The organism is Kutzneria kofuensis, assembly GCF_014203355.1.
Classification (GTDB): Bacteria; Actinomycetota; Actinomycetes; order Mycobacteriales; family Pseudonocardiaceae; genus Kutzneria; species Kutzneria kofuensis.
The window spans coordinates 3,047,179-3,067,829 of record NZ_JACHIR010000001.1; the positions used below are offsets into that span (position 1 = coordinate 3,047,179).

The 20,651-nt window shown below is 70.7% G+C and carries 17 protein-coding genes; 10 read left to right on the forward strand and 7 right to left on the reverse strand.

The window, feature by feature from the left end; genetic code table 11:
* Nucleotides 1-15: 15 nt before the first annotated feature.
* Together BJ998_RS13770 and BJ998_RS13775 are read right to left on the reverse strand one after the other, a co-directional pair.
* Nucleotides 16-1,419, reverse strand: a complete 1,404-nt coding sequence (locus BJ998_RS13770; RefSeq protein ID WP_184861782.1) for a M14 family zinc carboxypeptidase — start codon at nt 1,417-1,419, stop codon at nt 16-18.
* 123 nt (nt 1,420-1,542) lie between these two features.
* On the reverse strand, nt 1,543-2,598 hold the full coding sequence (locus BJ998_RS13775) for a potassium channel family protein (RefSeq protein ID WP_184861784.1): 1,056 nt from the start codon (nt 2,596-2,598) through the stop codon (nt 1,543-1,545).
* 167 nt (nt 2,599-2,765) lie between these two features.
* On the opposite strand from BJ998_RS13775, the gene BJ998_RS13780 reads away from it, so the two are divergent.
* Both BJ998_RS13780 and BJ998_RS13785 read left to right on the forward strand, forming a co-directional pair.
* Entirely contained in the window at nt 2,766-3,134 is a 369-nt protein-coding gene (locus BJ998_RS13780; protein ID WP_184861786.1) for a DoxX family protein, read from the forward strand.
* 72 nt (nt 3,135-3,206) lie between these two features.
* Entirely contained in the window at nt 3,207-3,761 is a 555-nt protein-coding gene (locus BJ998_RS13785; RefSeq protein ID WP_184861788.1) for a hypothetical protein, read from the forward strand.
* Between the two features lie 112 nt (nt 3,762-3,873).
* Here BJ998_RS13785 and BJ998_RS13790 read toward each other — a convergent pair whose 3' ends face one another.
* Nucleotides 3,874-7,161, reverse strand: coding sequence for an ATP-dependent helicase (locus BJ998_RS13790; RefSeq protein ID WP_312890098.1), 3,288 nt, complete (start codon nt 7,159-7,161; stop codon nt 3,874-3,876).
* 130 nt (nt 7,162-7,291) lie between these two features.
* Here BJ998_RS13790 and BJ998_RS13795 point away from each other — a divergent pair, with 130 nt between their 5' ends.
* Together BJ998_RS13795 and BJ998_RS13800 are read left to right on the forward strand one after the other, a co-directional pair.
* Complete coding sequence (locus tag BJ998_RS13795) at nt 7,292-8,485, forward strand: YncE family protein (protein WP_184861790.1); 1,194 nt, start codon at nt 7,292-7,294, stop codon at nt 8,483-8,485.
* A 7-nt stretch (nt 8,486-8,492) separates the two neighbouring features.
* Nucleotides 8,493-9,686, forward strand: coding sequence for a PucR family transcriptional regulator (locus tag BJ998_RS13800; RefSeq protein WP_184861792.1), 1,194 nt, complete (start codon nt 8,493-8,495; stop codon nt 9,684-9,686).
* Here BJ998_RS13800 and BJ998_RS13805 read toward each other — a convergent pair.
* Entirely contained in the window at nt 9,671-12,853 is a 3,183-nt protein-coding gene (locus BJ998_RS13805; protein ID WP_184861794.1) for an ATP-dependent helicase, read from the reverse strand. The genes BJ998_RS13800 and BJ998_RS13805 overlap by 16 nt on opposite strands.
* Before the next feature lie 177 nt (nt 12,854-13,030).
* Between BJ998_RS13805 and BJ998_RS13810 the strand changes: the two genes are divergently transcribed.
* A complete protein-coding gene (locus BJ998_RS13810) occupies nt 13,031-13,807 on the forward strand; it encodes a VOC family protein (protein WP_184861796.1) in 777 nt (258 codons plus the stop codon).
* Here BJ998_RS13810 and BJ998_RS13815 read toward each other — a convergent pair.
* Together BJ998_RS13815 and BJ998_RS13820 are read right to left on the reverse strand one after the other, a co-directional pair.
* Nucleotides 13,804-14,832: a chitinase gene (locus BJ998_RS13815; protein ID WP_184861798.1), complete on the reverse strand. Its 1,029-nt coding sequence runs from the start codon at nt 14,830-14,832 to the stop codon at nt 13,804-13,806. The genes BJ998_RS13810 and BJ998_RS13815 overlap by 4 nt on opposite strands.
* Before the next feature lie 110 nt (nt 14,833-14,942).
* Entirely contained in the window at nt 14,943-15,938 is a 996-nt protein-coding gene (locus BJ998_RS13820; protein WP_184861800.1) for a chitinase, read from the reverse strand.
* Between the two features lie 243 nt (nt 15,939-16,181).
* On the opposite strand from BJ998_RS13820, the gene BJ998_RS13825 reads away from it, so the two are divergent.
* From BJ998_RS13825 to BJ998_RS13845, 5 genes are all read left to right on the forward strand, one after another.
* On the forward strand, nt 16,182-17,153 hold the full coding sequence (locus BJ998_RS13825) for a chitinase (RefSeq protein WP_184861802.1): 972 nt from the start codon (nt 16,182-16,184) through the stop codon (nt 17,151-17,153).
* Between the two features lie 103 nt (nt 17,154-17,256).
* Nucleotides 17,257-18,021, forward strand: coding sequence for an alpha/beta fold hydrolase (locus BJ998_RS13830; protein WP_184861804.1), 765 nt, complete (start codon nt 17,257-17,259; stop codon nt 18,019-18,021).
* A 3-nt stretch (nt 18,022-18,024) separates the two neighbouring features.
* Nucleotides 18,025-18,366 (forward strand): MGMT family protein, encoded by a 342-nt coding sequence (locus BJ998_RS13835; RefSeq protein ID WP_184861806.1) that lies wholly within the window; start codon nt 18,025-18,027, stop codon nt 18,364-18,366.
* Nucleotides 18,366-18,965 (forward strand): FMN-binding negative transcriptional regulator, encoded by a 600-nt coding sequence (locus tag BJ998_RS13840; protein ID WP_184861808.1) that lies wholly within the window; start codon nt 18,366-18,368, stop codon nt 18,963-18,965. Before BJ998_RS13835 ends, BJ998_RS13840 begins: the two co-directional genes overlap by 1 nt.
* An 86-nt stretch (nt 18,966-19,051) precedes the next feature.
* Nucleotides 19,052-19,633: a GNAT family N-acetyltransferase gene (locus BJ998_RS13845; RefSeq protein WP_221338003.1), complete on the forward strand. Its 582-nt coding sequence runs from the start codon at nt 19,052-19,054 to the stop codon at nt 19,631-19,633.
* Between the two features lie 7 nt (nt 19,634-19,640).
* Here BJ998_RS13845 and BJ998_RS13850 read toward each other — a convergent pair whose 3' ends face one another.
* Complete coding sequence (locus BJ998_RS13850; RefSeq protein WP_184861810.1) at nt 19,641-20,630, reverse strand: pirin family protein; 990 nt, start codon at nt 20,628-20,630, stop codon at nt 19,641-19,643.
* Nucleotides 20,631-20,651 lie beyond the last annotated feature (21 nt).

Sequence of the window (20,651 nt, forward strand, 5' to 3'; positions counted from 1 at the left end):
TCTCGCCGGTTGGTATCAGTGGTTCTGGTACGGCGCCTTCGCCTGCTGCGCGGCGTAGACGAGAGCGGGGCGCATCTTGGGCCAGAAGAAGCTGTCCTGGCAGGAGTACTTCGGCAGGAAGCCGCTGCAGCCGCGGCCGGCGTTGTCGCCGACCTCGATGGTGAAGCTGGCCACGCCGAGCTTGTCGTAGGACCAGTCGTCGGTGCTGCCGGACGCGTTGTAGAGCACCTGCCCGGCCTGGCCGTACGGGTAGCCGGTGATCGCGCCGAGCTGCTTGCCGATCGCCCGCAGCGAGGCGTCGTTGCCGGTGTGCACCGAGGAGCTGTAGTCCCACGGGAAGATGACCACGCTGCCGTCGCTGTGCATCGTCATCATGATGCCCTTGGTGTCGGCGGGCGCCGGGTCGGTGACGCCGGTGCCGGTGCGGCGGGCCGGCCACAGCTCGCGGAACAGCTTCTCCATCGAGGTGTTCTCGATCTCGGAGTCGGCCGACGGTCCCTTGTAGACCTCGCTGCACGGATCGGTGGACGTGCTCGCCCCGCCGAAGTGGGTGTTGTAGTTGCGGTTGAGGTCGACGCCGATCTGGCCGCTGAAGCCGCAGTTGCTGCCGTGGCTGTTGTCGGCGTTCTTGCGCTGGAGCTTGGGCGAGTTGCCGCCCTGCTGCACGATGTCGACGCCGTCAGGGTTGGCGATCGGCACCACCCACATCTCGGTGGAGTCGAGCAGAGCGGTCACCGTGCTGTCGGTGCCGTAGCTGTTGACCAGGTAGTCGATCCAGCGGTACGCGACGTCGCCGGTGGTGATCTCACGGGCGTGGATCTGCGCCATCAGGAAGAACCGGGGCTTGGCCGAGTTCGGGTTGAGCGCGCAGTCGCCGGCCTGCTTCTTGGTGATGCAGATGCCCTTGAGGTCGTAGCCGCCCTGGCCCTTGGACTTCAGCCACGACTGGCCGTAGGTGAACGCCGTGGCGAGGTCGGGGTGCTGCTGGGCGACCTGGTCCATGTGCGCGTACTGGCCGTTGACCGTGTGGTAGCCGCCGTAGTACGTCTCGCCGGCGTCGGCGGCGGTGGGGCTGTTCGTCGCCCGCGGCTTGGGCGGCGTCCAGCTCGGCGGGTTCATCGCGCTCTCGGTGCTGACGGTGAAGCCGGCCGCGCGCAGCCGGTCGCCCTCGGCGGCGGCGCCGAGCACGAACAGGTCGTTGCCGTCGCGCTCCTCGAGCACGTCGAAGCCGTAGGAGAACAGCTTCTCCGCGGTCGCGGCGGCGCCGGAGACCCGGTAGACGAAGGTGGGCTGGGCGGACTGCGTGCTCTCGGTGGCGGCCACGGTGCTCGTGGCGGCGGCCTGGGGCAGCAGCAGTACGGCCGCGGCGGCGAAGGCCGCCGCGACGCCGCTGATGGGCAGGGGCAAGCGCCGTGCCATGTGTCCTCCCGCAGGGTGAAGGGGCCAGCACGGACGGTAGCGCCGCCGTCTGACGGACATAACCCAACGAAGGGCGGGAATCAGGCGTGGTCGCGTCAGAGGCAGGAACCAGACGCCGGCGGGTCAGGCCGGGGTGACCTTCTTGACGTAGAGCAGGCGGTCGCCGGTCTCGATGGCGTCGGCCTCCGGGGCGTCGACCCGGTGGAGCACGCCGTTGCGGACGACGCCGAGCACGATGTCGGACAGGTGCCGCGGCGAGCCGCCGACCTCGCCGTCCTCGACCTCGCGCTCGGCAATGGCCAGGCCGACGTCCGGGGTGAGCAGGTCCTCGACCATGGCGACGACACTCGGCGTGCTGGTGGCCATGCCGAGCAGCCGGCCGGCCGTCTCGCTGGACACCACGACCTGGTCGGCGCCGGACTGGCGGAGCAGGTGTTCGTTCTCGGCTTCACGCACCGAGACCACGATCTGCGCCTTGGGCGCGAGCTCGCGGGCGGTGAGCGTGACGAGCACGGCGGTGTCGTCGCGGTTGGTGGCCACCACGATCGCGCGGGCCTTCGGCACGCCGGCGACCCGCAGCACGTCGGAGCGGGTGCCCGAGCCGGTGACGGTGACCAGGCCGCGCGACCCCGCGGCCTCCAGCGCCGCCTTGGTGGTGTCGACGACGACGATCTGGCTCGGCTCGACGCCCTCGCCGAGCAGGGTGACGACCGCGGCGCGGCCCTTGGTGCCGTACCCGACGACGACCACGTGGTCGCGCACCTTCGACCTCCAGCGTTGGATCTTGAACGACTGCCGGGAGCGCTCGGTGAGCAGCTCGAGCGTGGTGCCGACCAGCAGGATGAGGAACAGCACGCGAATCGGCGTGACGACCAGGACATTGACCAGGCGGGCCGCGGTGGTGACCGGCACGATGTCGCCGTAGCCCGTGGCGGTCAGCGAGACCGTCGCGTAGTAGAGGCAGTCCACCAGGCTCAGGCCCTGGGCGGCGCCGTTGGCGTCCCGGTAGCCCTCGCGGCCGAGGTAGACGACCACGACCGTGACGACCAGCGCCAGCAGTGCGAACAGCACGCGGCGGGTGATCGTCCGGACCGGGCTGCCGCCGGACGCCGGCATCCGCACCACGCCGACGAGGGCGTGCCCCGGGCGGTCCGCGAGCCCGTCGACGCTGCTGCTCATGCTGCCGCAGGGTAATGGGCGGCCCACTCCGTGATCACCTCCCCCGGATAGGTAAGTTTTCCACCGATCATGGGCACACCGTGGTAACTTCCCCACCATATCGCGTTCGACCTGCTAGGACCCGCATTGTCTCGCCGCGAAGGGACCCTTCGTGTCACTCTCGGTCCATGACTTCCCGCCGTCCGGCGCTCGCACTGTCCACCCTGTTGGCGATCGCGGGCGTGACCCACTTCGCCTGCCCGAAGCCGTACGACCGGATCGTGCCGACCGTGCTGCCGGGCGAGGCTCGGACCTGGACGTATCTCTCCGGCGTCGCCGAGCTGGCGGTGGCCGTCGCGGTCGCCGCGCCGCGCACCCGGCGGCTGGGCGGACTGGCGGCGGCCGCCCTGTTCACGGCCGTCTTCCCGGCCAACATCAAGATGGCCCTGGACGCCCGTGGCCTGTCCAAGGGCGAGCAGCTGGCCACTGTCGCCCGCCTTCTGCTCCAGGTTCCATTGGTGATTTGGGCCCTTCGGGTGAGCCGTTCGGCCGCCTGAGCCGTATGTTTCCTGCAATTGGCTATCTGCAAGACCCTGTCGCCGCGGCGACCCTGACCATAGGATGATCGCGTGCAGTCGCGAACCCAGCACGCTGTGTCCGCCCTCGGGTGGCAGGGCACGGTGATCTCGGATGTGGCCGTGCTCGGTCAACGAGTGTCGGCGGTGGTTCGGCTGCGCGCGGACGTGCACCGCTGGCGCACCGAGAACGGCTGGCCACCCGCGCCGGACCCGTCCTGGTTCCACTCCTGGTTCGAGCCCGCGTTCCACGACGTGGTGCCGGTGTCGGCCATCGAGCTGATCGGCATCCTGGTCACCGAGTCGACGGTGGAGCAGGCGCTTGAGGCCTGCGGCACGCTCATGACGCTCGCGCCGTGCGCGGTGGTGGTGCCCGAGAGCCCCGACTACGACCCGTGGCCGCTGATCGAGCTCGACTACTACGGCGTCGGCCTCGTCCGCGCCGGCGACGACGGCCCCGCCCGGGTCGAGGTGGCGCCGGAGGACCGGGCCAGCGAGTTCGGCCCCTCGCCGTTCAGCCGGTGGCTGCTCGAGGTGCTGTACGCGCACGTCACCGCCCCGGGCGCGATGCTGCTCCAGCACTGGGACGGCGCCGAGCAGCTGCCGTAACCGGGCGCCGGGATCGGCGGGCCCGGCGTGCGACGAGTTCGGCCTCAGGCGCGGGGCACCGGCTTGACGGCACCGCCGAGACCGACGGGCTCACCGTACGGCGAGTTCGACCTCAGGCGCGGGGCACCGTGCTCAGCAGGAGCTTGAGGCCGTCGGCGTCCAGAAGGTCGGCGGGTCGCAGGGTGTGGTCGTGCCGCACGTAGTGGAACGCTGCGCGGACCCGGTCCACCGGCACGTTCTTCAGCGCCGCCCACGCCAGGCGGTAGGCGGCCAACTGGACGGACAGCGCCGGCAGCTTGTCCTCGTCCGGAACGGCGCCGGTCTTCCAGTCGACGACGGTCCAACCACCGTCGGGGTCGGCGTAGACGGCGTCCATCCGGCCACGCACGGAAACGCCGTCGACCTCGGTCTCGAAGGCGACCTCGACGTCCACGGGGACACGGTCGGCCCACTGGCTGGACAGGAACGCCGAGCGGAGGCGAGCGAGGTCGGCGTCGGTCTCCTGACCGACGACGTCATCAGCGGCGCCGGGTAGCTCGTCGAGGTCGAACAGCCGGTTGGACTTGAAGCGCTGCTCCAGCCAGGCGTGGAACGCGGTTCCCCGGCGAGCCAACGGATTCGGGGGGAACGGGAGCGGTCGGCGCAGGCGTCGGGCGAGCGCGTCGGGGTCGTCGGCCAACTCGACGAGCTGGCTGACGGTGAGCTGGTCGGGCAGCGCCACGAGTTCACGCCGGCTGCGCGCGGCTTCCCGTTCCGCGAGCAACACGTCGACGTCGGCGGCCCAGCCCTCGGGGTCGTCTTCCTCCTCTGTGTCCTCCTCACGTTCGGCATCGGGATTGGAGAGATCAGCGAGCGCAGCGAGGACCATTGTGGCCCCTTCGGCGACCGCTTCGCGGCGAGCGGCCAGCGGATCGACCGGCCAGCGCGCGGTACGCACGTCGGCGGTCAACGGGTTGGACTCGTCCTCGGCCGGCGCGGGGGCCCAGTGATCGATCATGCCGGGCGGCCGGTCGCCGGTGCTGAGCACGGCGTGGACCTCGTCGAGGAAGTCCGACGGGCCGCGCGGCTTCTCCCCCGTCTCCCCCCACCAGTGCCCGGAAACGAGCAACACTCGCTCCGACCGGGTCAGCGCCACATAGCACAGTCGCCGCTCCTCGACCAGGCGCCGCTCCTCGAACTCCTCGTTGTGGATGGCGATGGCCTCCTCGACCTCCTTGCGGTTCGAGGCGCCGTCGAGGTTGAGCCGAGGCAGGTCCTGGCTGTCGCCGCGAAGGTCGGCCGGCAGCTCGGTGACGTTCTTCAGCCACGACGACGACTTCCGCGGCCCGGGAAAGACGTTGCGCACCACGTGCGGCACCACGACGATCTCCCACTCCAGGCCCTTCGCGGCGTGCATGGTGAGGATCTGCACGCGGTCCTCGGCGACCTCGACCTCGCCGGGTTCCAGCCCGTCCTCGGCGTTCTCGGCGGTGCGCAGATAGTCCAGCAGGGACGGCAAGGTCGCGGACGGGCTGGCCGAGGCGTAGTCGGCGACCACGTCGGCGAACGCGTCGAGGTGGGCGCGGCCGACGCGGCCGGGCCGGGCGGTGGCCTCGATGTCGAGCAGCAGCGTGCGTTCCACGTCGGCGACGAGGTCGGGCAGCGGCTGGTCCTGCCGGCGGCGCAGCGTCGCCAACTCGTTGCCCAGGCGGCGGATCCGCTTGTAGCCGGCCTCCGAGTAGTTCTCGGGATCGCCGGGATCGTCGATGGCGTCGACCAGCCCGGCCTGCTCGGCGTGCTCACCGGGCAACGCGTCGGTGATCGCCGCCAACGGGTCGTCGCCGCTGCTGGGACGCTGCCGGCCGGCCAGCTCGCCGGCACGCTCCCACAACGCGGCGATGTCCGCCGCGCCGAGCCGCCAGCGAGATCCCGTGAGCAGTCGTGCGGCGGCGGTGCCGGCAAGGGGTTCGATGAGCACGCGCAGTGCACTGACGAGGTCGCGCACCTCGGGCTCGTCGAGCAGCCCGCCGAGGCCGACGACTTCCACCGGCAGCCCACGCTCGCGTAGGGCATGGGCGATGGCGCCCATGTCGGCCCGGCGGCGCACCAGCACGGCGGCGGTCGGCGGCTTGCCGGTGGCGTCGTACTGCGCCTCCCAACGCGCGGCGAGCTCGTCGGCGAGCCAGGTGACCTCAGTGCGCACGTCGGGCAGCAGCGCGCAGTGCACATCGCCGGGGTTCGCGCCGGGTCGAGCGCGAAGCTCGTCCACGTCGAGACCGGCGGCGCGCAGCGGCCCGGACAGCGCGTTGGCCACGGCCAACACCTCGGGCGGGTTGCGGAAGCTGGTGAGCAGCCCGTACTTCGCGGCGGGCCGCTTGTCCGCCAGCGGGAAGTCGGTGGTGAACCGGGGCAGGTTGGCCGCGCTGGCGCCGCGCCAGCCGTAGATCGCTTGTGCGGGATCGCCAACGGCCGTCACCGGCATCGGGTCGCCGGTGCCGAACAGCGAGCGCAGCAGCACGCGCTGGGCGTGGCCGGTGTCCTGGTACTCGTCGAGCAGCACCGCCCCGTACCGGTTGCGCTCGCCCTCGGCGACCTCCGGGTAGCCGCTGGCCAACTGCGCGGCGAGCGCCATCTGGTCGGCGAAGTCGAGCGCCGCCTCCTTGCGCTTGCGCAGTTGATACGCGTCGAGCAGCGGCAGCATCGCGACCCGGAACCGCTGCGCGGCGATGATCTCCCGCAGCGTCGTGGACAACTCGGCCCGCTGCCGGGGGCCCTTCGGGGCGGACTCGATCGTGCGCTGCAGCCACTCGGCGTGCCGCCTGATCTTGTCCGGGTCGACGAGGTGCTCGGCCAGCTCGCCGGCCAGCGCCAGCAGGTAGCCGGTGATGGTGGCCGGCACCTTGTCGGTGTCGAGGTCCTCGGTCCACGTCGACACCACGCGGTGCGCGAGTTGCCACGACGCCGTGCCGGTGAGCAGCCGCGCTCCGGGTTCGACCGGCAGCCGCAGGCCGTGCTCGCCGACCAACCGACCCGCGTAGGCGTGATAGGTGAGGACGGTCGGTTCGGTCGCCAGGACCAGCGCACGCCGGTCACCGCCGGGGTCGAGCCGGTCCAGCAGGGGTGAGCCGGCCAGCCGCCGCAGCCGGGCCCGGACGCGCTCGCCGAGCTGGCGGGCAGCCTTGCGGGTGAAGGTCAGTCCGAGCACGCGATCGGGCGTGACCAGGCCGTTTGCCACCAGCCACACCACGCGGGCGGCCATCGTCTCGGTCTTGCCCGCGCCGGCGCCGGCGACGACGAGCGCCGGCTGCGCCGGGGCCGCGATCACCGCGGCCTGCTCGTCCGTCGGCGGTGGCAGGCCGAGCGCGGCCGCCACCTCCTGCGGGCTGACCAGTTGCACGTGCACCACGCTAGGTCGTCGCACCTCAGGGACCGAAACGGACCCGCCGTGCGGCCGATCGGCGCAGCCATTGTCCGCGACCGACAATGAAGAAGTTTCACATTGGTCCGGTCGCGGCTATCCGGGTCACACCGATTTAACCCAAACTAGGCCGATGCCGACCGTGCGCATCCTCCTGGCCGCCGCGGTAGCCGCGGCTTCCGTCGCCGCCCCCGCGGCCTCCGCCAGCCCTGCAACGCCGCACGTCACCGGGCTCAAGAACGTGTTGCTCGTGGGCAACAGCCAGACGGGCTCGGTGAGCTTCATCGACGAGAACGGCTTCGCCAACCTGGGCAGCTTCAACGTCATCCCCGACCTGCAGCAGCGCATCAACGAGATGGACCCGATCCAGCGGATCGGCTACGAGACCGTGAAGGGCATCGAGGGCGGCGACCGCTTCGTCGACGACGCCGCGCTGTCCCCCGACGGTCGCCGGCTCTACGTCTCCCGCGGCAACCTCGACGACGTCGCCGCCTTCGACCTGGCCACCAAGCAGGAGCTGTGGCACACCCGACTGGAGGGCTTCCACGCCGACCACGCGGCGCTGTCCCCGGACGGCACCAGGTTCGTGGTGTCCGCGACCACGGCAAACAAGGCGCAGTTCATCGACACCGCCAACGGCAAGATCGTCAGCTCCGCCCCGACCGGCAACTACCCACACCAGAACGACTACACGCCCGACGGCAAGTACGTCTACAACTCCAGCATCGGCAACATCTCGCTGCCGCAGTCGATGGAGTGGGCCAAGGGCGCGTTCCAGCTGACCAAGATCGACGCGTCGACCATGCAGGTCGTCAAGACCTGGACGTTCCCGCACGGCATCCGGCCCAACCTGGTCGCGCCGGACGGCAACACCTTCTACGCGCAGCTGTCCTACCTCAACGGCTTCGTGAAGTACGACCTGAACGCCGGCAAGATCGTCGCCACGGTGAACCAGCCGTTCAGCGAGCACGCCAAGTCGCTCAAGCCGGACGACTACCCGAAGAACTCGGCGCACCACGGCCTCGCGCTGTCCGGTGACGGCAGCACGCTGTGCGACGTCGGCACCATCGACGACTACGTGGCGCTGGTGAGCACCGACGGCCTGGTGGACAAGGCGTTCGTCAACTACCCGACCAACAGCCTGCCCTACTGGGGCCAGACCAGCACCGACGGCAACTACTGCTACGTGTCGCTGAGCCAGGCCAACGCCGTGTCGGTCGTCGACTACCGCTCCGGGACCGAGGTCGCACGGGTGCCCGTCGGCACGTTCCCGCAGCGCGAGCGCGTGGCCAAGGTCGACCCGAGCGTGCTCGGCTCGCTGTCCTGAGGCGGCCATGACCGAGGAGACGACTGGGCGCGCCACGCTGCGCCGCATCATGGAGCAGATGCGGGCGGACCCGGACGTGCTCGACGGCGTGGTGACGGAGGTGCGGGCGCAGTCGCCGCAGGTGGCTGCGCTCCCCGTCGCCGAGGTGCGGCGGCACATCGCCGCGCTGCTCGGTGTCGCGTCGGCGGCCTTCATCGACTCCACCGGACTGGGCGTGGAGGTCGCCGACCGGCTCGCCACCGACCGGGCACTGCAGGGCGTTCCGCTGTCGGCGCTGCTCGCCGGCTTCCAGACCGGGCGCGCGCATGTGCTGCGCGAGCTCGGCGGCCGGCTGCGCCAGCACGAGATGCTCGCCGACGACTTCGTGGCGGCATTGCTCGAACTCGACGGCTACGCCAACAAGCTGCAGAACCGGCTTGTCGAGGCGTACCGGGAGACCGAGCTGCGGCTGGCCCGCACCGCCCAGGCGGCCCGTGTGCAGGCGCTGCGCGAGCTGCTCAAGGGCGGGCCGGTGACCGGCGTGGTCAACACCGGCCTGGCCGAGGACCGGCACTACCACGTGGTGCTGGCCGACGTGAGCGACCCGCGCCAGGCCCGCCGCGCGGAGGCGGCGCTGGCGGAGACATTCTGCGTCACCGTGGACGGTCTGGTGTGCGGCGTCGCCGTGCAGCTGCCGGACCTGGCGTCCGTGGCCGACGTGCTGGCCGTGGTGACGCCGCCGGTGTTGCCCAAGGACTTCGGCGCGGCGTACCAGGCGTGCCGAGCCGCCCTGCAGACCGGACGCTGCCGCGGCCTGGTCGGGCCGGTGCGCCTGGCCGAGCTGGCCGTCGATCTCGTCACCGACGGCTTCCCGGCGCTGGGCCGGATGCTCGCCGACGAGCTGCTGGCGGGCCTCGCCGGCACCGACGAGTTCCACCGGCTGCTGGCGTCGACCGCGTTGACCTACCTCGACCACGGCGGCCGGGTGGACGCCACGGCGCTGGCACTGCACGTGCACCCCAACACCGTGAAGCACCGCCTGCGCCGGCTCGGCGAGCTGACCGGCTTCACCCCGCCGGAGGGCTCGCTGGCCGAGGCGCTGCGCTGGCGCTGGGCCGTGGACACCTGGCTGCGGTCGACCGGGGCCTGGCCGACACCCGAGGCGGCGTCGTCGCCGCAGTCGTCACGTCATCGAGTCACCTCCTCTCACTCCCCGACCTGACGACCGGACTCCTGCAGCGGGCACGAGGTCCGCGCCGGGCAGCGCGGGCAGTCGGGGCTCTCGGTCGCGGTGTACTCGGGCCCGACGCAGGAGGACGCCGCCTCCTGCACCGTGGCCAGCCACACCTTGGACGAGTCCGGGTCCAGCGGCGCCTGGACCCGTTCCGCCGCACCGGTCTTCTTGTCCTCCTTGGACACGTAGAGCAGCCGGGCGCCGCCCGGCTCCTCGCTCAGCCCCAGCTCCTCGAACGCCCCCAGCTGGGTGGCCAGCTGGTACACCGCCAGCTGCGGGTGTTCCTGGGCGTCGTCCTTGCTGACCGGCTGCTTGCCGGTCTTGATGTCGACGACGACGGGCCGGCCCTGGTCGTCGACCTCCAGCCGGTCGACCCGGCCGCGCACCCGCAGCCACGGGCCGTCGGCCTGCTTGGGCACCTGCACCGACAGGTCCCGCTCGACCGCCACCTGGGTCAGCTCGGCGCGGCTGCGCTCGAACCAGGCCATGAACGTGTCCAGCATCTTCTGCACCCGGTTGCGCTCCCGGCGGGAGAACCAGGGCGCGCCGGCATCCACCGCCGCCCACGCCTGGTCCAGCCGGACCTGCAGTTCGAGCCGGTCCACGCCGCTGGCCGCGGCCTGAGCGAGCGCGTGCACGAGAGTGCCGGTGATCGAGGCGAGCTGCGCCGGGTCCTCGCCGCCGTGCCGCTCAACCATCCACCGCAGCGGGCACTTGCTCAACACCTCGATGGTGGACGGGGAGACGCTGACCGTCTCCTCATCCGTCCACAACGGACTGTCAGTGGAGACTTCCGGCAGCCCGTACCAGGACCCGGGGTGCGCTCCGGGCACCCCGGCCGCCGCCAGCCGGGCCAGCTGCTTGGCGGCGCGGCGGCGCCTTTCGGGCTCCGCCTCGCCGTCGCAGCAGACTCGGCGCAACTCCCCGACCAGCTCGGACAGCACCAGCCCACGCGGCGGCGTGAACACCGGGCGGACCGCCGCCTCGGGGTCGGCGGCGGTGCCCTCCAACTCGTCGAGGAACCGTGACGGCTGCTCGTCCTCGCCTCGCACGGCGCTCACCAGCAGCGTTCGCTTCGCCCGGCTGGCGGCGACGATCAGCAGCCGGCGTTCCTCGGCGAGCAGCGGCGCGGTCGCCGACACCACGTCACCGGGGACGACGCCGTCGAGCAGGTCCCGCATCCGTTCCACGCCGAGCAAAGTGCCGCGCATACGCAGGTCCGGCCAGCTGCCCTCCTGCACGCCCGGCACCGCTACGACCGTCCACTCGCGACCGGCCGCCGCATGCGCCGTGATCACGGTGACGGCCTCGCCCAGCGGCGCCGTCGGCGCCAACGAGTCACCGACGATCTGTTGCGCCGTAAGGTAATCGGTGAAGCCGGCGACGCTCGCGGCGGGCAATCGGTCGACGTATCGGGCAGCCGCGTCGAACAGGCCGACGATCGCGTCCAGGTCGCGGTCGGCCTGCGCGCCGGTCGGGCCGCCGCGGGTGGCCTGCGCGACCCAGCGCTGTTCGAGGCCGCTGTCCTTCCACAGCTGCCACAGCACCTGTTCCACGCTCGCGCCGGCCTCGATCGCGTCCCGGGCCGTCCTGATCAGCGTGCCGATCCGGCGGACCGGCGCCGCCTCGCTGTCCTCCAACGCGATCAACAGGTCGTTGTCGTTGATCACGTCGACGAGCAGCTCGCCGCTGGACCTATCGCCTCCGGCGGCCAGTTCCAGCCGGCGCAGACCACGGCGCAGTCGCCGCAGTGCCAACGTGTCCGCGCCGCCGAGCTGAGATTCGAGCAGGTACGCGGCGGTGTCCTGATCAAGCATGGAGGGGTCGTCCGCGCACCGGAGCAGCACCAGGAACTGCCGCACCGCCGGGAGTTGCGCCAGCGGCAGTTCGTCGACCGGAACGGCCAGCGGCACGCCGGCGGCGAGAAGTGCCCTGCGCAGCACGGGAAGCGAGTGCACGGTTGACCGGACCAGCACCGCCATCTCCGACCACGGCACCTCGTCCAGCAGGTGGGCGCGGCGGAGTTGATCGCCGATCCAGGTCGCTTCCTGCGCCGCCGAGGCGAGCAGCCGGATCTGCACGCTGCCGCGTTCCTCGTGCTCCCGGGGAAGAAGCTCCCGCTGCGGGCCCGCGCCCGGCAACCGTGCCTGCAAGCGGCCGACGGCCTTGCGGATCTCCGGCGCCATCCGGTGATCCACCTTCAGCACCTCGACCGGGCCGTCGCCACGGTCGGTGAACAGTGTGGGATCCGCGCCGCGGAAGGAGAAGATCGCCTGGTCCGGGTCGCCGGCGACGATGAACTCGTGCGCCGCCGCTCCCAGCGCCCTGACCAGCGCGAACTGCTGATGATCGAGGTGCTGGGCGTCGTCGACGAGCAGGTACCGGACCCGCGCGCGCTCGTCGGCCAGCAGGTCGGGATCCAGGTCGAACGCCAGCAACGCGCCGGCCACCAGCTCCGCCGCGTCGTAGGCCGGGGCGGCCGACTCCTGCGCCTCGCTGCCGGCAAGGAGCGTGACCTGTTCGTACTGGTGCCAGAAGGTGCCGGCCGCGGTCCACTCCGGCACGCCCTGTTCACGTCCTAGCCGCACCAGGTCCTCGGGGCCCTGACCCCGTTCGGCCGCGCGCAGGATGAGGTCGCGCAGCTCCGCCGCGAAGCCGGGAATGCCCAGCGCCGGCCGCAGGCTCTCCGGCCAGTACCCCGCGCCCATCTCGATGTCGCCGACGAGAAGGTCACGGACCATCGCGTCCTGATCCGGGCCGGCGAGCAGGCGTGGCGGCGGCAGACCCTCCTTTGTGGACACGAGGCGGAGCACCGCGAAGGCGTAGGAGTGGACGGTGCGAACCAGGGGCTCACGGGCCGTGCGGGACGGGCCGCGGTCCTTGAGCAGGCGGGTGATCTGCGACCGCAGCGCCACCGCCGACTTCCGGCTGGACGCCAGCACCAGAACGCTCTCCGGGTCCACGCCCGTGTTCAGGACGCGATCCGCCGCGACGCCGGCCAGCAGCGTCGTCTTGCCCGTTCCCGGGCCGCCGAGCACGCGCAGCGGGCCACCCTCGTGGTCGATGACCCGACGCGCGGTCGCGTCCCACCGCGGCCGGGGCGGCGGCTGCGCCGGCCGGCGGACCAGCGCGAGTGGAGTGCTTCTGCGTGCCACGCGTCGATAGAACCACGCGCCCCCGACAGTCTCTTTGCCGCCCGTTCCGGGCGGGGGCTCGGCCGCTCTGAGCCTCGCACCTCCGCATCATCGGGCCCTTCGCAGCAGTTGTAGGTAAAGAATAAGTAATGACATACTCAAGGCGAGGCCCCTTCTACACCTTGAGGAGGCGACCCCATGTCCGTCATCACGAAGCCCGCCCTGGGCAGCCCGTGCTGGCTTGAGATCGCCACACCCGACCCCGACGCCACCGCCCGCTTCTACGGCCGACTGTTCGGCTGGGAATTCGACGACACCACCGCCACCTTGTTCGGCGAGCCGGTCGCCGGCGTGCGCCGCGCCGCCGAACCGGCACTGGGCTGGACGCCGTACCTGGCCACGCCCGACATCGACACGACCGCGCGACTGGCCACTCGATACGGAGGTCGAATAGCGGAACGCCTGGGAGACAAGGCGATCCTGCTCGACCCGACCGGCACCGCGGTGGGACTGTGCCAATGCGACGAGGGCCACCACTTCACCGCCGGCGTGCCCGGATCGCTGGTGTGGGCCGAGCTCGTCACGTGGCGGGCGACGCTCGCCGACCGGTTCTTCGGGGCCGTCTTCGACTACGGCCAGAAGCAGTTCGGCGACGGCCGGCGCTTCGACCACATGGTGTGGTACGCGGGCGAGGATTCGGTCCTCGCCCGCGTACGGATGGCGCTGGACACGCCGGAGGACGTGCCGGCCCGGTGGATCGCGCAGTTCGCGGTCGACCCGGACCTGGGCTTCGAGGCCACGGTCGCGCTGGCCCGGCGACTCGGGGCGCGGCTGCGGTTCAAGCCGTACCGCTCGACGCTCGGGCGGGTCGCCGTGCTGGCCGACCCGCTCGGCACCCGGTTCGCGTTGATCGACCCGGACGACACCGACGAGTCCGAGTACGGCTCGGTCGCGGACGACCCGTACGACGACTAACCTTTGAAGCCGGCGAACACCTTGGCGAAGTCGAACGCCTTCTGCGGGACGTTGGTGCACTGGAAGAGCGCGCCGGTGCAGGCGTTCGCGTCCCGGCTCTGCTCCCAGTAGCCGAGGTAGCCGACGTGCTGGGAGTTGGCGAAGTTCACCACGGCCTTGGCGTCGGCCAGGCTGAACACCTCGGTCTGGGTGTCGTTGACGCCGAGCATGGGCGTGATGCCGAGCATCTTGAACGCCTGCGCGTCGGACAGGCCGGTGAAGATCGTCTTGAGCTGCTTCTCCGTGCTCTGGGCGGACTGGATCACCTGCGCGCCCATGTCCTTCTCGGCGGTGCCGAAGTCCATCGCCATGATGTTGACGACGTCCAGGCCCACGCCGGCGGCCTTGGCCGACTTGACCACGTTGAGGCCGTCGGCGGTGAGGCCGGTGGGCAGCACCGGCAGCGTCAGCGACACCTTCACGCCCGGATTCTGCTTCTGCACCAGTGCAAGCGCCTTGGACCGCCGGTCGACGGAGGCCTTGTCGGCGACTGCCGCGCCCTCCACGTCCATGTCGATGTGGGTGAGCTTGTACTCCTTCACCACCGACGTGTACTGCGCGGCGAGCTGGTTGACGTCCGTGCAGGCCTGGGCCAGTTCGATGCCGGTCGCGCCGCCGAAGGACACCTTCACGTCGCCGCCAGCGGCCCGGATCTTGTTGACCTGGTCGAGGCCGAAGCCCTCGGCGATGGTGTGCGCGTTGAACCAGCTGGCCTGGCAGCCGGCCGACGTGACGAAGGCGAGGCTGAACGACTTGATCCCGCTGGCGCTGGCGAACTGGGACAGCTTGTCCGCGGACAGGCCCATGTCCACGTACGGGGCGACGGCGATGGTCGTCGCCGCGGCCGGGCGGGCGACCTTGTTGTTCGAGGCGGCGTTCGCGTCGTTCGAGCTGGCGCCGAACACCGTTGCCATGCCGATCGTGACGGCCGCCGCCATCACACCGCCGACCATCAGCGCCTTGCGGCGGGCAGGGGGAATGGTCATCGGGGGTCCTCCAGGAGCAGTCGAACCGGGTCGAATATTGGTACGCACCAATTTCCGACCCGGTTCACCGCTGGGCCTCACCCGACAGGGTTGGGCGAGGCCCAGCCGGCTCAGCCGGTGTAACCGGCGAAGATCTTGGAGAACTGGTAGGGCGACTGCGGCACGTTGGTGCAGCGGTAGAGCGCACCCGTGCAGGCGTTGGCGTCCCGGCCGACCTCCCAGAAGGCCAGCATGCCCAGGTGCACCGACTTGGCGAAGTTGACCACCTTGGTCGCGTCGGCCGGGTAGAAGATCTCGTTCTGCGAGTCGTTCACGCCGAGCATCGGGGTGACGCCGACCTTCTTCCACGCCGCCGCGTCGGACAGGCCGTACAGCGACTTGAGCTGAGCCTGCGTCGCCTTGGCCGCCGAGACGGCACGGTCGCCCTGGTTGGCCGAGCCCATGTAGTAGTCCATGGCCATGATGTTGACCATGTCGAGGTTGACGCCCGCACTCTTGGCCGCCTTGACCACGTTGAGGCCGTTGGTGTCCAGGCCAGACGGCAGCACCGGCAGGGTCAGCGAGATCTTGATGCCGGGGTTGGCCGACTGCACCTGGGCCAGCGCCTGGGAGCGGCGGGTGATCGAGGTCGGGTCGGCCACGGCCGCGCCCTCGATGTCGAAGTCGACGTACTTCAGGCCGTAGGCCTTGATCACAGCGTTGTACTCGGCGGCCAGGGAGCTGACGCTGCTGCAGGCCTGGGCCAGTTCGATGCCGCTGGCGCCGCCGAAGGACACCTTCACGTCGCCGCCGGCGGACCGGATCTTGGCGATTTCGTCGCTCTGCCAGGCGGCTCGCGGGTCGTAGGCGTTGAACCAGCTGGCCTTGCAGCCGGCCGAGGTGACGAAGCCGAGCGTGAATCCCTTGAGGTTGCCGGACTTCGCCATCGTGGACAGGACGGGCGTCGGCCACTCGCCCATGTCGACGTAGGGCGCGACGGGGATGGGGGAACCGGCCGCCTGCGGCAGGGCCGCGGACTGCGGTGCGGAGGCGGCCGTGGCCGCGACTGGCGCGACGAATGCGCCCATGAGAGCGATCGCGGCGACGGTGAGGGAACGCAAGCGCATGACGGACCTCCAGAGGCGGGCAGGGAACCACGCGGCGGCCGGAAGAGCGTTCCCAATTGGTATAGACCAGATTGGGCAAGCGCCGCCATCAACCGTTCGGAGCAACAGGTTCAGGGCCGACCGGCGTAGAAATGCCTTCTGGACCGATCCCGATCGTCTACCTTCTTGACGGTTTCAACTGGTCTAGTCCAGTGTGGAAAGCGCTTCACCGAAGTGACCTGACTCACCCTGCGGAGGACGTCGATGAAGCTGACCCGACGCGGCCTGGCGGCCCTGCTCACCGCCGGCCTCGTGGGCACCGGGGCCCTGACCAGCACGGTTGCCGACGCGGCGCCGGCCGCGGTCAACCCGGTGACCGCATCTCCGTACATCTACCTCGGCGCCGGCTGGCAGCCGAACGTCGCGTCGACGATGTCCGCGACCGGCCTCAAGGCCTTCACCATCGCCTTCGTGCTGTCCAACGGCGGTTGCACGCCGGTGTTCGACGGCGGCGCGTCCGCCGCGTCGAACACGATCAACGCGGTCCGCAAGGCCGGCGGCGACGTGATCGTCTCCTTCGGCGGCTGGGGCGGCGCGAAGCTCGGTGAGCACTGCTCGAGCGTGTCCGCGCTGGCCGGCGCCTACCAGAAGGTGATCACGCAGTACTCGTTGAAGGCCATCGACATCGACATCGAGGCCACCGAGATGAGCACCCACTCGGTGCAGGACCGGGTGCTCGGCGCGCTCAAGACCGTCAAGCAGAACAACCCCGGTCTCAAGGTCGTGGTGACCATGGGCACCACCACCTCCGGGCCGGACGCGGACGGGCAGCGGCTCATCCAGCAGGGCAAGGCGCTCGGCGCCAACGTCGACGTCTGGTCGATCATGCCGTTCGACTTCAGCAGCGGCGGCGACATGTGGGCGCACACCAAGTCCGCCGCCGAGGGGCTGAAGGGCCGGCTCAAGAGCGCCTTCGGCTGGACCGACGCGCAGGCGTACACGCACATGGGCATCTCGTCGATGAACGGCAAGACCGACAACGCGGGCGAGACCGTGACGCTGGGCAACTTCAACAGCATCCTGTCCTACGCGCAGACCAACCACCTGGCCCGGCTGACCTACTGGTCGGCCAACCGGGACCGCGCCTGCGGCTCCGGTGGGGACGGCGACACCTGCAGCGGTGTTGCGCAGAACGCAGGAGATTTCAGCAAGGTGATCGGCAAGTTCACCGGCTGACCACGAGTTGCGGGGCCCCCGTCGAGCTGGCGGCGGATCGACGGTGGCCCCGCATCCCCCTTTATCGGTGGGAAGAAGGCGCTCCGCGCCGCATAATCCGCCCATGACACTTCACGTCCACGAGTTCGGGCCTGCCGACGGCAGGCCCGTCGTGTTTCTGCACGGGTTGACCGGCCACGGCGGCCGGTGGCGGTTGCTGGCCGAGCGTGAACTGGCGGATTTCCGTGTAGTGGCACCGGATCTGCGTGGTCACGGCGATTCGACACGGCTGCCGCCGTGGACGTTGGAGCAGCACGCCGCGGACGTGATCGATCTCCTCGACGCATTGGAGCTGGACCGGGTGCCGCTCGTCGGGCATTCGTACGGCGGGGCGACCGCGCTGCACGTGACCACCAGGGCGCCCGAGAGGGTGGAGCGGCTGGCGCTGTTGGACCCGTCGACCGGGCTGTCCCCGCTGAGGTGCCAGGAAGTCGCCGAGGAGGAGCTGGAGCCGGAGTTCTGGCCCGATCTCGACGCCGCTCGGGCCGAGTTCGCCGAGATGTGGCCGGCGGAGGGCGTCGACCTTGAGGTGCCGGCCAACTTCGTGCAGACGCCGGACGGCCGGTGGCGCCGGCGGTACTCCACCGTGATGGCCGTGACGGCGTGGAGCGAGATGGCTCGGCGGCCGATGCTGCCGCCGCGAGGTACGCGAACACTGCTGCTTCCCGCAACCAAGGCGGACTTCGTGTCACCGGAACTCGTGGCCGCGCTGCAGGACCGGCTCGGCGACGACCTGACCGTGCGCGAGGTGGACAGCGGGCACGTGCTGTACCTGGAACGGCCGGCGGAAGTCGGTGCGCTGCTGCGCGAGTTCCTCTGCGAGGCTTGACCGATGGATGCCGAGATCCTCGACCCGGTGATCGTCGAACAGGTGCGGGCGGTGATCGCCCGGATCCCCGCCGGGCGCGTCGCCACCTACGGCGATGTCGCCGACATCTCGCGGGCGCCGTCCGCCCGAATGGTCGGGCGGGTGCTGCAGAACGGGCACGACCTGCCGTGGCAGCGGGTGCTGCGCGCCAACGGGACCTGCGCCCCGCACCTGGCCGACGAGCAGCTCAGCCTGCTCGCCGCCGAGGGCGTTCCGTCCGTGGAAGGCAAGGTTGACCTGCGGAAGTACCGTTGGGAGGAGGCTGTGCCCGAGCAGCCGGACGAACCGCAGTTGGGACTGTTCTGATGTACGTGCCCGCGCACTTCGCCGCCACCGACGAGGACGTTCGTGAGCTGCTGGCCCATCACGGCGCCGCCGACCTGATCACCTCGACCCCCGACGGTCTCGTCGCCACCCTGCTGCCGTTCGTCTACGACGCTTCGCGGCACGCGTTGCTCGGGCACGTCGCCCGTAACAACGACCAGTGGAAGCAGCCAGTGCTCGGCGAAGCCCTTGTCATCGTGCGTGGGCCCGACGCCTACATCTCGCCCAGCTGGTACGCCAGCAAGGCCGAGCACGGCCGTGTCGTGCCGACGTGGAACTACGTCACCGCACACGTGTACGGGACGCTCACCGTGCACGACGATCCGGAGTGGGTCGACGATGTCGTGCGGCGGCTCACCTCCCGGCACGACAGCACCTGGTCCGTCGACGACGCTCCCCCGGCCTTCGTGGCCGGGCAGCTGCGGGCCATCGTCGGCGTCGAAGTGGCGATCAGTCGGGTGGAGGCCAAGCTCAAGCTGAGTCAGAACCGGCCTTCGGCCGACATCGACGGGGTTGTCGCCGGCCTGCGGGAACGCGGCGACGAGGCCAGTGCCGACGCGGTCGAACGGCATCGCCCCTGAGCCCGTGACACAGCAGGCCCCCGAACCAATCCAAGCAGATCAACCTGGCAGCGCCGGAGCGGCGACCGTCGGCGAACGGAAATCCAATGCTCCGGGTGCAGTTGGACCGATACATCGCAGCGGCCGCGACGACGTTCAACTCCAGTACCGTCATGGGTATGCCCGCACCGCCGCCCTGGACCATCCGTCCGGCGACGCGCGAGGACGGCGACTTTCTGGTCGACATGCTCGTCGAAGTGGTGAACTGGTCGCCGGAATGGAAGCGGAAGAGCCGACGGCGGGTGCTGTCGGCACCGGGCACCGCACAGTACATAGCCGATTGGCCGAGGGAAAACGACCTCGGCGTAGTCGGCCAGGTCGGTGACGAACGGATCGGCACGGCCTGGCTACGGTTCTTCCCCACGGCGGAGCCCGGCTACGGATTCATCGCCGCCGACGTCCCCGAGCTCACGATCGGCGTGGTCGCGCGGTGGCGTGGTCGGGGCGTCGGACGGGCATTGCTGCGGGCCGTCGAAAACGAGGCCCAAGTGGCGGGAATCCGGCAGGTCAGCCTCAGCGTCGAGCGGAAGAACCTCGCGCAGCAGCTGTACCGCGCCGAGGGCTACCGCGTCGTGCGCCCGGGATACGCGGGGTCGGACGTCATGCTCAAGGACCTCGTCCAGACCTGAGGCCGGCTCAGAGATCGGTGTCGGCGGAGCTGCGGTGCGCGAGGTGCTGGGGCTGCACGGTCGCCAGCCGGCCGGCCTGGAAGTCGTCCATGGCCTGGTAGATCTCTTCCTTGGTGTTCATCACGAACGGCCCGTAGCGGGCGACGGGCTCGCGGATGGGACGGCCGCCGAGGACGAGGACGTCCATGGCGTTGGCGGCGGCCTGGGGCTGGGTGTCGGCGGCACGGAGGGTGACGGCCTCGCCGTAGCCGAAGTCGGCGAGCTGCCCCTCTTCGATGGGCCGGCCTTCGCGGCCGACGGTGCCACGGCCGGACAGGACGTAGACCATGGCGTTGAAGTTGGTGGGCCAGCGCATGTCGAGCTGCGCGCCGGCGGCGACGGTGGCGTGCAGGTAGATGATCGGTGTGTAGGTGTCGCCGGGGCCATGGTGCCCGTCGAGGTCGCCGGCGATGACCCGCACGAGCGCCCCGCCGTCGGTGCTGGAGACGAGGGCGGCGTCGCGGGCGCCGATGTCCTGGTACCGGGGCGGGGTCCACTTGGCGGCGCGGGGCAGGTTGACCCACAGCTGCACGCCGTGGAACAGCCCGCCCTTGGCGATGAGCTCCTGGGACGGCAGCTCGCTGTGCAGCACGCCGGCGCCGGCCGTCATCCACTGCGTGGAGCCGTCGGTGATCACGCCGCCGCCACCGGTGGAGTCCTGGTGCTCGAAGACACCGTCGATCATGTACGTGACGGTCTCGAATCCCCGGTGCGGATGCCACGGCGCGCCCTTGGCCTCGCCGGGGCCGTACTCGACGGCCCCCATGTGGTCGAGCAGCAGGAACGGGTCGGCCAGCGGCATCTCGGCGCTGGGGAAGGGCCGGCGGACCTGGAAGCCCTCGCCCTCCAGGAACTTGCCGGCGGTGACAACCTTCAGCACCGGTCGCCACTCGATGGTGGCGGCGGGCAGCTCGGGCAGCCGCGGCAGGGTCAGCGTGTCGGCGGTGACGGCAGGCATGGGGGCCTCCTCGACGGGATG

Bases quoted from the DNA above. Each gene is read 5' to 3' on its own strand.
- BJ998_RS13770 (WP_184861782.1), bottom strand. From the start codon at position 1,419: ATGGCACGGCGCTTGCCCCTGCCCATCAGCGGCGTCGCGGCGGCCTTC.
- BJ998_RS13775 (WP_184861784.1), bottom strand. From the start codon at position 2,598: ATGAGCAGCAGCGTCGACGGGCTCGCGGACCGCCCGGGGCACGCCCTC.
- BJ998_RS13780 (WP_184861786.1), top strand. From the start codon at position 2,766: ATGACTTCCCGCCGTCCGGCGCTCGCACTGTCCACCCTGTTGGCGATC.
- BJ998_RS13795 (WP_184861790.1), top strand. From the start codon at position 7,292: ATGCCGACCGTGCGCATCCTCCTGGCCGCCGCGGTAGCCGCGGCTTCC.
- BJ998_RS13800 (WP_184861792.1), top strand. From the start codon at position 8,493: ATGACCGAGGAGACGACTGGGCGCGCCACGCTGCGCCGCATCATGGAG.
- BJ998_RS13810 (WP_184861796.1), top strand. From the start codon at position 13,031: ATGTCCGTCATCACGAAGCCCGCCCTGGGCAGCCCGTGCTGGCTTGAG.
- BJ998_RS13815 (WP_184861798.1), bottom strand. From the start codon at position 14,832: ATGACCATTCCCCCTGCCCGCCGCAAGGCGCTGATGGTCGGCGGTGTG.
- BJ998_RS13820 (WP_184861800.1), bottom strand. From the start codon at position 15,938: ATGCGCTTGCGTTCCCTCACCGTCGCCGCGATCGCTCTCATGGGCGCA.
- BJ998_RS13825 (WP_184861802.1), top strand. From the start codon at position 16,182: ATGAAGCTGACCCGACGCGGCCTGGCGGCCCTGCTCACCGCCGGCCTC.
- BJ998_RS13830 (WP_184861804.1), top strand. From the start codon at position 17,257: ATGACACTTCACGTCCACGAGTTCGGGCCTGCCGACGGCAGGCCCGTC.
- BJ998_RS13835 (WP_184861806.1), top strand. From the start codon at position 18,025: ATGGATGCCGAGATCCTCGACCCGGTGATCGTCGAACAGGTGCGGGCG.
- BJ998_RS13840 (WP_184861808.1), top strand. From the start codon at position 18,366: ATGTACGTGCCCGCGCACTTCGCCGCCACCGACGAGGACGTTCGTGAG.
- BJ998_RS13845 (WP_221338003.1), top strand. From the start codon at position 19,052: ATGCTCCGGGTGCAGTTGGACCGATACATCGCAGCGGCCGCGACGACG.
- BJ998_RS13850 (WP_184861810.1), bottom strand. From the start codon at position 20,630: ATGCCTGCCGTCACCGCCGACACGCTGACCCTGCCGCGGCTGCCCGAG.